The sequence below is a fragment of the Alicyclobacillus vulcanalis genome (genome assembly GCF_900156755.1).
Lineage (GTDB): Bacteria > Bacillota > Bacilli > Alicyclobacillales > Alicyclobacillaceae > Alicyclobacillus > Alicyclobacillus vulcanalis.
In genome coordinates this window covers 51,319-61,925 of sequence record NZ_FTOO01000015.1, presented here as the reverse complement: position 1 = coordinate 61,925, position 10,607 = coordinate 51,319, and the positions used below count along the sequence as shown (strand labels likewise).

Sequence of the window (10,607 nt, the reverse complement as noted above, 5' to 3'; positions counted from 1 at the left end):
CGTACCCATCCCGAACACGGACGTGAAGACCTCCAGCGCCGAGAATACTGGGAGGGCAGCCTCCTGGGAAGGTAGGTCGTTGCCAGGCGAAGGAGCGAAGGTCAGGCGAAGATGCCTGGCCTTTTTTCGTGTCCGCATCCCCTCGCAACCCGCCAGGAGACCTGCGCCGAGTTCCTCCCCGCACAGAAGGCACGTCTCCGACATACCCTGGGATCAAGGGGCGATCCGGCGTGCGACGGCTAACTCCTCTCGAGGAAAACACCCTGACCAACGACGTCAACACGCGCGTGACCCAGGTGAACACGGCGGTGACCATCCTCAATACTGCCATCATGCTCATTTCCTTGGGGCTTTCCATCTACGCCCTCAAAACAGCGCGCCACGGGCGTCGGGACGTGGCGTCCGACGCTTCATCGGTCATCTCTAGCGAAGGCAGAAGCCGCGGCTTCGCTCGGGCGGGATCGTCCACGATGTCTCGCCGTTCGCGGATCCGGAAGAGAAGGACGCGCATCTAAACGCCGGACCTCGATCGACTGCGAACGGGCCGGTCCTTTTTCCGTGCGAACGCGGCGCATCGCTGCATGACATCGCAGGGGAAAGGAAAGAGCCTCTGCGGGAATGTCGCAGAGGCTCTCACGCGCACGTCAACCGCGATGAACGAAGAACGGCAGTTCTTTCGCACCCATCAGCCGGGCATAGACAAACAGCTGGCCTTTGTGATGAATTTCGTGATCGATCATCGTACCAAGCAACGCGTGCACGGGCAGGTCCGCCCCGAAGACCGCCTTGGTGTCCACGAGCTGGTCAAATTGCTCATCGCTCAAGGATGCCATGTCGGCGTGGGTTTGGTCGGTCAAGGTCGAGATCGCGCGCAACAGCGCTTCCTTGGAGCTCAGATCTGGTTGCTCGGGTCGACCCGTGATGCGGCCCGCCTTCGCGGCGGACGCGAACAGTGCGCTGATCGACAGGACATGCCATACCAACTCACGGAACGACATGGCCTTGTCCCACGGCTTAAAATCGAGTTGATCCTCAGGGACCGACTGCACCAACGGCGCGAGCACGTCTCTGTGTGCGTGCCAGTGTCGCAGCATGGACTCGGCTTTCGCCATACGATATCGCTCCTCTCTGCATCCTCGCCTTGAGCTTAGCACCATCCGCGGGCCTTCGTCATCATGAAATGTCCGCGTTCAGATGAGCGGGGCCCAAAGTTCTTGTACAATGGGACCGAGGCACTCACTCCCAAAGGAAAGGCAGGCGCGTTATGCACCTACTGCAGGTCATCATCTATGGTATCGTCCAGGGCATTACAGAGCTGTTCCCCATCTCGAGCGTGGGACACGCGGTCATTCTCCCCTACTTGTTCCGGTGGACCGAGTTTTCTGGGTCCAATCAATTTCTTCCTTTTGTCGTCATGCTGCATTTGGGGACAGGCCTCGCGCTTTTGATTTACTTCTTGCCGGAGTGGATTCACCTGATCGCTTCCATCTTCGACCGCAGGAGGCGGATCGAGCGGCGCATCCTGTTGTTGATTATCGTCGCGACGATCCCGGCGGCGGTGCTGGGCAAAATCTTTGAACACAAGCTGCAGGAGCTGTTCCCTTCGGCTTTGTCTGCCTCCATTTTCCTTATCATCAATGGGCTCGTCCTCTTCTGGGCGGACGGAATGCGCCGGCGCCGAAGCAGGCGCAGTTCCACGAGGATTGAAAATCTGTCGTATGGACGGAGCTTTCTCATTGGCATCGTCCAGTCGTTTGCCCTCATCCCTGGGTTTTCTCGAAGCGGCATCACCATGGCGGCAGGACTGGCGAGCGGGCTTGAGTATGAGGACGCCGCGCGCTTTAGTTTCTTGCTTGCGACGCCTGTCATTCTCGGCGCGGGTATCTTGGAAGTCCCCAAGATGCTGCATCAGCACAACCACGTGATGTTTCACGATGGCCTGATTGGCGGGTTGCTGGCCGGTGTGCTGGCCCTGTTGAGCACGGCGTTCCTCATGCGCTACTTCGAAACCACCGAGGTCCGCGCCTTGCGGCCATTTGGATGGTATTGTATTGTTGTAGGCGTGGTTGTTGCCATTCTCGCGGCGCTGCACATTCAGTTCTGAAGTCGGCGCGTGAACGTATCTCTGCGTCGAGGCGGGTGAGCCATCAGCTCGCCCGCTTTTTACCGGCTTCATTCGTGAAGCGAAATAGAGGCGCGATCGCCGAAAGAGAGATTCTGCAGGGGGGATGAGGCGTGGCCGTCGTGCAAGCCGTGCGCGAAAAAGGTCGCTTGAACCGGGACGCGGTGTGGAGCATCAGCGGTTCCCACTTCCTCAACGATTTGTCCACGACAGGGCTCGTGCCGGCGCTGACGCAGCTGTACAAGCCGCTGTTCCACTTGAACTACACCGAAATTAGCCTGATTGTGCTCGTTTCGTACCTCACGTCTTCGGTGGCGCAGCCTCTGTTTGGCGCCTTGGCGGATCGAAGGCCGAGGGCGTGGATGCTTCCATTCGGGCTCTTCTTGTCCACACTCGGCATTACGCTGACGGGCGCCGCGCCGAGCTATGGCGTGCTGTTGCTTCTCGTGGCCCTGAGCGGCCTCGGTTCGGGGGCGTTCCACCCAGAAGCCTCTCGGGTGGCCCATCTGGCGGCCGGCAAGGCCAAGGGGCTGGCGCAGGCCATCTTTCAAGTCGGCGGCAACGGTGGACAGGCCATTGGCCCGCTCGTTGTGTCGCTGTTCATCTTGTCGGCGGGCATTCACAGCATCCTTTGGATGTTCCTCGGCGTGGCCCTGGGGCTGGTGTTCACCCTGCGGCTGTATCCGTGGTATCGCGCGGCACTTCGCGATTACGCGAAGGTGCGCAAGACCATCGAGGGGGACAATCGCTTGGGCGCCGTGAGCCTGTTGGTGGTCGTGATCGTCCTCCGCTCGTGGTGTCAAATCGGCACGTTCCAGTTCATGCCGTTCTACTACGCCCACAAGTTCGGGATGTCGTATCAGCTGTCGGACGCCCTGATGTTCGGGTTTCTGGGTGCGGGAGCGCTCGGGACGTTCATCGGAGGTGCGCTCGCCGACCGCATACCGAAGCAGCGGATCCTGTTGTTCTCGATGCTACTGTCCATTCCGTTTGCGTTCGGGCTCCCGTTTCTTCGTGGCGTCTGGGCGATCGTGGCTTTGATTCCGTTTGGATTTTTCATCCTTTCGTCGTTTGCCGTGACGGTCGTGTACATGCAGATGCTCTTGCCGCGAAACGTCTCCCTGGCCTCTGGGCTGACCATTGGCTTCGGCGTGGGCGCGGGCGGAATTGGGGCAACCTTCTTCGGGGTGTTGGCCGATCACGTCGGGCTGACCAGTGTCCTGTACATCCTCATCGCGGTTCCCATCGCCGGAGCCATCTTGTCCGCCTTTCTTCCGGTCGACCGAAAGACGGGATCGCTCGCGTGAGGACATACAAAGTGCGTGCCGCTCACACCGAGCGGCATTTTTGTTTTCTCTGCATCATCGACAGGACAGCGGGAGCAGGGTACGATGAAGGCGAACGGGAGGTGCTTCGGATGCTCGCTTACTTTGAACTCGACGTGCCCGTCGCCCTTCGCTGACGGCGAGGGCCAAACCCCTCGCCATGACCATCGGACTTTGGCGGAGGGGTGAATGATGATGAAGTCTTCATGGGTGGGCGCCGTGTGTTTGGCGCTTGCTGCCTCGCTTTGGGGCGGCACGTATGTCGTCAGTAAGGCGGTCATGAACGTCGTGGATCCGACGGCCCTCATCTGGCTCCGTTACGCGCTCGGTGCCGCAGCGCTCGCCGCAGCGGGACTCGCCCGCGGAGCGAGATGGCGCATGTCCGCCCGAGACTGGCTTGTGGTGCTCTGCGTCGGCCTTGTGGGCTACGCGCTGTCCATCTGGGCGCAATTTGTCGGGACACACTGGTCGACAGCGCAAATGGGCGCGGTGATTACCTCAGGGACACCGGCTTTTATGGTCATTTTCGCGCGCTTGCTGCTCGGCGAGCGTATCACGTGGAGGCGCGCTCTGTCCGTCGTGTTCGCGACGCTCGGTGTGCTCGTCATGATCGGTGTCGGTCACGCGGATCGTCGGATGGCTTGGGGAGGGCTCATTCTCCTGGTGGCGGCCGTGACCTGGGGGCTTCAGTCCGTGCTGGTCAAGCGCGTGAGCCGAGAGGCGTCGTCCATTGTCGTCACGCTGTACGCCATGCTCGTGGCGCTCGTGGCGATGACACCGCTCGCCTGGTCCCATATGCCGAACGTGCACGTGGTTCTGGCTCATCCATGGGTGTGGCTGGGGATTCTCTATCTCGGCGTCTTGTCCACAGCGGGCGCGTTTTTGCTCTGGAACGAAGGACTTCGGCGCGTACCCGCCGGCTCTGGCGCCGTCTACTTCTTCTTTCAACCGCTCGTGGGTACGGCGCTCGGTTGGCTTGTTCTCGGGGAAACGGTTTCCGTCACGTTCTGGCTCGGGACCGCCTTCATTCTCGCCGGTGTCGCGCTCGTGGTCTGGGAACCAGTGTCCGCGCCTTCGGGCAAGTGGGCGCGCGTCGTTTCGCAAGAAGGGTCTCAGGACTCATGACGCGCGCGTTGGGCATCGTGTACCATTCATGCGGATCGCCATGATGGATCCGGGGGGCGCGGCGGCGCCCTCCGGGTGCCAGCTCTCGGAGGAGATGCATGATCACGTTCTTGCCCATAGGGCTTTTGTGTTGGGGCGCGTACACCGCCCTCTGGGTTGTACGCGCGGCCTTGCGGCGATGGCGCCTGTCCTGGCGGCGGATGATCGCGCATTATGCCTTCTTTTTGTACGTGCTTGGGTTTATCGATGCCGCGCTTTTCCCCATCCCTTTGCACGGCGTACCCTCGTTGCCTGAGATCGACGCGACGCCGTGGGCGACGCTGGAGCACGCGTTCAGTCTGCGCACCGGCATGTGCAAGCACTTCGCTCGCAGCTTCGCCTTCGCCCTTCCGCTCGGGGCGGCTCTTCCGGTCCTGTACACTTCCATGCGCCGATTCTCACTCGTCCTCGTGCTATCGTTTTTTACAGCGTCCGCCATCCAGATCGCGGGACTCCTCATCTCAGCCCGCGTTGGAGTTCCCTATCGCCTGTTCGAAGTGGACGACATCCTGTTTACCTGCATGGGCGCGGCATGCGGTTTCGCATTGTGGCGATTCGTTCGCCTTGGGCGGTCGACATTCGCTACACTGAAGTGGACAGCAGACGTGGAAAGAGAGGAGCAGGAGCTATGGAACTTGGACTCAAAGGCAAAGTTGCCGTGATCACCGGTGCCTCGAAGGGAATCGGCTTGCGAACGGCGCGGCTTCTCGCCTTGGAAGGCGCGGACGTGGCCATTTGTGCGCGGAATGAGGCTGCGCTCGAGGCGGCCAAGCGCTCCATCGAAGAGGAATCCGGCCAGCGCGTCTTCGCGATGCCCGTGGACGTGCGCCAGTCCGACGCATGTGAGGCGTTCATCGACCGCGCAGCCGAAGTGCTCGGCCGCATCGACATCCTCGTGAACAACGCGGGTACCGCCAATGCGCGCGACTTTCTCTCCGTCTCCGATACCGACTGGCAGGACGATCTCGACCTGAAGCTTTTTGCAGCCATCCGATGCTCCCGCCGTGCCGTGGTCCATATGCAGCGGCTGGGCGGCGGTGCGATCGTGAACGTCACCGCCATCGGGGGCAAGACCCCCGGCCCGTCGTCGATGCCTTCGTCCGTGTCCCGGGCGGCCGGGATCGCCCTGACGAAAGCCATGAGCAAGGATTTCGGCAAATACGGGATTCGGGTGAACGCGGTCTGTATCGGGCAGATTCGGAGTGATCAAATCGAAAAGATGTGGAAAGCAGAGCGTCCGGATCTCACGTGGGACGAGTTTGCCCGCCTGCCCCAACACAACATCCCGCTCGGCCGGATCGGCGAGACGGACGAGGCCGCGCGGGTGATCGCATTTTTGGCCTCCGACGCCGCTTCGTACGTCACCGGCGTGGCGCTGAACATCGACGGCGGACTCGCGGCGATGTGGTGAAGGGTCACATGTTGCGGTCGCCCGCAGGGCACCGGGCCGCTCCTGCGCTCCGGCCGAGTGACCGGCCTGAGCGCAAGGCGGCGCGAGGCGACGCCGGGCTCATGGATTGCGCCGCTTGAGCCACGCGCCGATGCGCCGGGCTGCCTCCAGCAGGACCGGGGTTTCGTGGACAAAGGCCATGCGAACATGCCCCTCGCCGCGCGGGCCAAAGGCGACACCTGGCGTGACGGCCACGCCGGTCTCTTTAAGCAGCGAGAGCGCGAACGGATACGAGGGTTCACCGCCTGGCGTTTGCGCCCACAAAAACATCGTGGCTGCGGGTTGGCGCACGTGCCATCCCGCTTCGGCGAGGGCCGCACACAGTGCGTCGCGGCGCTCGGCGTACACCGCCCGCTGCCGCTCATACCCGTCCCACGGCGTGGTGAGGGCCGCGATGGCCGCGCGCTGCACGGGGAGGAAGACGCCAAAGTCGATGTGCGACTTCAGCTTACGCAGCGCCGCAAGGGCGTCCGGACGCCCGACCGCGTAGGCGATGCGCGCGCCGGCGAGATTGTAGGTCTTTGAGAGGGAGTTAAACTCGATGACCACCTCTTTCGCGCCCGGGATGGACAGCGCACTCATGGGCCGAACGCCGTCAAACACGAGCTCCGAATAGGCGAAGTCGTGCACCAACAGGAGGTCGTGCCGCTTCGCCAGCTCCACGGCGCGTTCGAGCGTCTCTCTCGTCGCGATCGCGGCAGTCGGATTCGAGGGAAAGTTGAGAATGAGAAGTTTGGCTTGCCGCCACACTGCGTCGGGAATGGCCTCAAACCGGGGCTGGAGCGTATCGCCGTCCACTGGAATGGGCTCCACGCGCCCGCCCGCCAGCCGGACGCCCGCGTCGTAAATCGGATAGCCCGGATCCGGGATCAGCGCGACATCACCGGGGTTGAGAAACGTGAGCGCCAGATGGCTGAGGCCGTCTTGGGAACCGGCGAGCTGCAAGACCTCTCGCGCCGGATCGAGCGAAACGCCGTACCGCTCGTAGAAGCGCGCGACCGCTTCGTGAAACTCCGGCAGTGACGTGATGGCGTACCGGTATTCAGTGGGGTCCTGCGCGGCGCGAACCAGGGCCTCGACGGCATGGGGCGGCGGAGGCAAATCGGGCGATCCGACGCTCAGGTCGATCACGTCGAGTCCTTTGCTGCGCCGCTCGTGTGCAGCGATGGCCAGTTCCTGAAATACGCCGTCAGGAAGTTGGTTGAGTCGATCCGATGGTGTCATGTTATCGTCCTCGCTCGTCGTCGCAGATTCTCTTTCAGCATACACGCAATCAAAGGAGTGGAATAGTCGCCGATGCGAAAAATCGCGTTTCTCGCCTCTCACAACGGTTCGGGCATGCGCTATCTGCTCGAGGCCCGGGCCCGCGGCGAGGTGGCGTTTGAGCCCGTGCTTGTGGTCAGCAACAATCCCGGCAGTCCGGCGCTCGCCTACGCGCGCGAGCTCGGCATCCCTGCGGTCGTGATCAACGAAAAGCGCTGCGGCGGCGCAAAGGAGGCGGACGAGGCGCTGCGCGACGCCCTCAGGGAACACCAGGCGCAGTACGTGGTCCTCTCAGGTTACATGAAGCGCATCGGGCCCGCCACGCTCTCCGCCTTCCCAAACCGCATCCTCAACATTCATCCGAGCCTCTTGCCGAAGTTTGGAGGGCCCGGCATGTACGGCATGCGTGTGCACGAGGCCGTGATCGCGAGCGGGGACACCGTGACCGGCGCAACCGTGCATCTCGTGGATCACGAGTACGATCACGGCCCGGTGCTCGCGCAGGCCGAGGTCCCGGTACGGCCAGGCGATACGCCGGAGAGCCTGCGGGAACGCGTGCTTGCGGTGGAGGGCCCCTTGTATCTCGAGGTGTTGCAAAAGATGGAGCGGGGCGAGATCGATCTGGAGGCTTTTGGCGACTCTGTGGCCCTGTGATACGATGGTGCAAGAAGGGGAGGGGACGACATGCTCGCGGTGACGATGAAGCAGTTTGGCGGCCCGGAAGTGCTCGAAATCGGCGAGGTGGAGACGCCTCAGCCTGGCCCCGGTGAGGTGCTGGTTCGCGTTCGGGCGACGGCCTTGAACCGCGCGGATCTCCTGCAGCGGCGCGGCTTGTATCCACCTCCGCCAGGGGCGTCCGAAATCCTGGGGTTGGAAATGGCCGGGGACGTGGAGGCGCTTGGCCCGGGCGTGACGTCGGTCCGCGTGGGAGATCGCGTTGCAGCGCTGTTGCCGGGCGGCGGTTATGCGCAGTACGCGGTGGTGCCGGCCGGCATGCTCATGCCTCTGCCCGCGTCCCTTTCGTACGAGCAGGGTGCCGCCATTCCGGAGACCTTCCTCACGGCGTATTTGAATCTGTTTGTGCTCGGCCGCCTGAGCCCAGGCGAGACGGTTCTCGTCCACGCGGGCGCGAGTGGCGTCGGCACGTCGGCCATTCAGCTCATTCGCCTGGCTGGGGCTCAGAGCATCGTGACGGCAGGGAGTCAGGAAAAAATCGACAAGTGCATCGAGCTCGGCGCAAAGGCGGGCTGGAACTACCACGACGGGTCGTTCGTCGACTTCGTGCGCCAAGAGACCGACGGGCGCGGCGCCGATGTCATCTTCGACTTCATCGGGGCGCCGTACTTCCACGACAACCTGCGCGCGTTGGCCGTGGATGGGCGGCTTATTGTCATCGGAACGATGGGCGGCACCCAAGTCGATGGGTTCGATCTCGGCCAGCTTCTCGCCCGGCGGCAGCAGGTCATCGGCACGGCGCTTCGCTCACGCAGCCTGGAGAAAAAGATCGAACTCACCGCCGCCTTCATGGCGTTTGCCCACGACGCCCTGGCCAAGGGCGAGATCGGGCCGGTGATCGATCGCGTCTACGACTGGCGCGATGTGCGGCAAGCTCACGAGCGGATGGAGGCGAATCAGAACATAGGAAAAATTGTCCTCCGCGTCACGGAATGAGGCATGGGTCTCATCCGGACGCCGCTCTTCAGGTCTGACGCACGGATGTGCGTCAGACCTGAATTTGTTTGCGTTGCTGCAAGCCGTGGAGGCCTGTATTGTTTTCGACAGAAAGCGATTACAACTGTCGAAGGAGGGCGAATCGTGGCGACGCAGGTTGCAGCGCAGCCCCTCGCATCGAGCGGACGGGCACGGGCCGCCATGCAAAAGTTTGGCGGCTTTCTGGCGGGCATGGTCATGCCCAACATTCCGGCGTTCATCGCGTGGGGACTCATCACCGCGTTTTTCATTCCGACGGGCTGGACGCCCAATGCGAAACTCGACCAGCTGGTCTCGCCCATGGTGTCCTTTCTCATCCCGGTCCTGATTGGTTTCACGGGAGGGCGCCTCGTGCACGGCATTCGCGGCGGCGTGGTGGGAGCCATTGCCACTGCGGGGGTCGCCATCGGGGCTTCGCAGCCGATGTTCATCGGCGCGATGATCATGGGGCCGCTCGGCGGCTATCTCATCAAGCAGTTCGATCGCGCCGTCGAGGGGCGCATCCGCGCTGGCTTTGAGATGTTGGTGAACACGTTTTCCGCAGGCATCCTGGGCGGTGCGCTTGCCATTCTCGGCTTCTTGGCGGTGCAACCGATCATGGACCGCGTGTCCGCCTGGCTCGGCGCGGCGGCCGTATGGGTCACCAACGCGCATCTGCTTCCGCTCATTGCCATTTTTATCGAGCCTGGCAAGGTGCTGTTTTTGAACAACGCCATCAACCACGGTATTCTTGAACCCATCGGCGTTGAACAGGCCAAGCAGGCCGGGAAGTCGATTTTCTTCCTGCTCGAGACGGATCCCGGCCCGGGCCTCGGACTCCTCCTGGCCTACTGGGCGTTCGCCAAGGGCGCGATTCGTCAATCGGCACCTGGCGCGATTCTCATTCAGTTTTTCGGGGGCATTCATGAGGTGTACTTCCCGTACGTGCTCATGCGACCCATTCTCGTCCTCGCCGTGATCTTGGGCGGCATGGCAGCCGACACGACCTTCATGGTCTTGCACGCAGGACTCGTGGCGACGCCGTCGCCCGGCAGCATCTTTGCCGAGATCGCCATGACGCCGAAGGGCGGTTACTTCCCGGTCTTGTCCGGGATCTTCGTCGGCGCTCTGGTGTCGTTTTTGGTCGCTTCCTTCTTCATCCGCCGCTCGCGCGACGACATGGATGAGAGCACGCTCGCGTTCGCGCAGGCGGTCGTGCAGGACATGAAGGCTCAGTCGAAGTTTGCGCCGTCCGCATCCACCACCGCGACCGCCGAGGCGCCTGTCGAGCAAGTGGCGCTGACGGGCCTGCCTCAGGCCGTGTACTTCGCCTGCGAAGCCGGCATGGGATCGAGTGCGATGGGCGCGTCCATTCTCAAGAAGAGGCTGCAGGAAGCGGGTTACGACATCCCGGTGCATCACGTGCCGGTGAATCAGCTGCCCTCGACGGCCGAGGTCGTCTTCACGCAGGCGAGCTTCGAGACGCGCGCCCGCCAGGTGGCGCCGAACGCCAAAATCTATCTGGTGCAGAACTTCTTGAACAAAGCGACCTATGATCAGCTGATCGAAGACCTGAACCGGCTGAAGGGATGAG

11 protein-coding genes and 1 rRNA gene are annotated in these 10,607 nt (G+C 62.6%); 10 read left to right on the top strand and 2 right to left on the bottom strand.

Features of this window, described 5'->3' with window-relative positions:
- Window positions 1-88 (top strand): 5S ribosomal RNA (gene rrf, locus BW934_RS13910); the annotation flags it as partial.
- A gap of 142 nt (window positions 89-230) precedes the next feature.
- Window positions 231-515 (top strand): hypothetical protein, encoded by a 285-nt coding sequence (locus BW934_RS13905; RefSeq protein ID WP_076349115.1) that lies wholly within the window; start codon window positions 231-233, stop codon window positions 513-515.
- Window positions 516-644: 129 nt separating this feature from the next.
- Here BW934_RS13905 and BW934_RS13900 read toward each other — a convergent pair whose 3' ends face one another.
- Window positions 645-1,112, bottom strand: a complete 468-nt coding sequence (locus BW934_RS13900; protein ID WP_076349113.1) for a DinB family protein — start codon at window positions 1,110-1,112, stop codon at window positions 645-647.
- A gap of 152 nt (window positions 1,113-1,264) precedes the next feature.
- Here BW934_RS13900 and BW934_RS13895 point away from each other — a divergent pair, with 152 nt between their 5' ends.
- The 5 genes from BW934_RS13895 (at window position 1,265) to BW934_RS13875 (ending at window position 6,022) form a co-directional block, all read left to right on the top strand.
- A complete protein-coding gene (locus BW934_RS13895) occupies window positions 1,265-2,104 on the top strand; it encodes an undecaprenyl-diphosphate phosphatase (protein WP_076349111.1) in 840 nt (279 codons plus the stop codon).
- Between the two features lie 131 nt (window positions 2,105-2,235).
- Window positions 2,236-3,429 carry an MFS transporter gene (locus tag BW934_RS13890; protein WP_076349109.1) on the top strand — a complete coding sequence of 398 codons (1,194 nt, stop codon included), beginning with the start codon at window positions 2,236-2,238 and terminating at the stop codon, window positions 3,427-3,429.
- Window positions 3,430-3,642: 213 nt separating this feature from the next.
- Complete coding sequence (locus tag BW934_RS13885) at window positions 3,643-4,572, top strand: DMT family transporter (RefSeq protein WP_076349133.1); 930 nt, start codon at window positions 3,643-3,645, stop codon at window positions 4,570-4,572.
- A gap of 98 nt (window positions 4,573-4,670) precedes the next feature.
- Window positions 4,671-5,273: a VanZ family protein gene (locus tag BW934_RS13880; protein ID WP_076349107.1), complete on the top strand. Its 603-nt coding sequence runs from the start codon at window positions 4,671-4,673 to the stop codon at window positions 5,271-5,273.
- A complete protein-coding gene (locus BW934_RS13875; RefSeq protein ID WP_076349105.1) occupies window positions 5,240-6,022 on the top strand; it encodes an SDR family NAD(P)-dependent oxidoreductase in 783 nt (260 codons plus the stop codon). Before BW934_RS13880 ends, BW934_RS13875 begins: the two co-directional genes overlap by 34 nt.
- A gap of 99 nt (window positions 6,023-6,121) precedes the next feature.
- Here the strand turns inward: BW934_RS13875 and BW934_RS13870 are convergent, their stop codons facing one another.
- Window positions 6,122-7,285, bottom strand: a complete 1,164-nt coding sequence (locus BW934_RS13870; protein ID WP_076349103.1) for an aminotransferase class I/II-fold pyridoxal phosphate-dependent enzyme — start codon at window positions 7,283-7,285, stop codon at window positions 6,122-6,124.
- Window positions 7,286-7,357: 72 nt separating this feature from the next.
- Between BW934_RS13870 and purN the strand changes: the two genes are divergently transcribed.
- The 3 genes from purN (at window position 7,358) to BW934_RS13855 (ending at window position 10,606) form a co-directional block, all read left to right on the top strand.
- Window positions 7,358-7,978, top strand: coding sequence for a phosphoribosylglycinamide formyltransferase (gene purN, locus BW934_RS13865; RefSeq protein WP_076349101.1), 621 nt, complete (start codon window positions 7,358-7,360; stop codon window positions 7,976-7,978).
- Window positions 7,979-8,008: 30 nt separating this feature from the next.
- Complete coding sequence (locus tag BW934_RS13860) at window positions 8,009-8,995, top strand: NAD(P)H-quinone oxidoreductase (protein ID WP_076349099.1); 987 nt, start codon at window positions 8,009-8,011, stop codon at window positions 8,993-8,995.
- A gap of 144 nt (window positions 8,996-9,139) precedes the next feature.
- Complete coding sequence (locus BW934_RS13855; RefSeq protein ID WP_084182627.1) at window positions 9,140-10,606, top strand: PTS mannitol transporter subunit IIBC; 1,467 nt, start codon at window positions 9,140-9,142, stop codon at window positions 10,604-10,606.
- Window position 10,607: the final 1 nt, after the last annotated feature.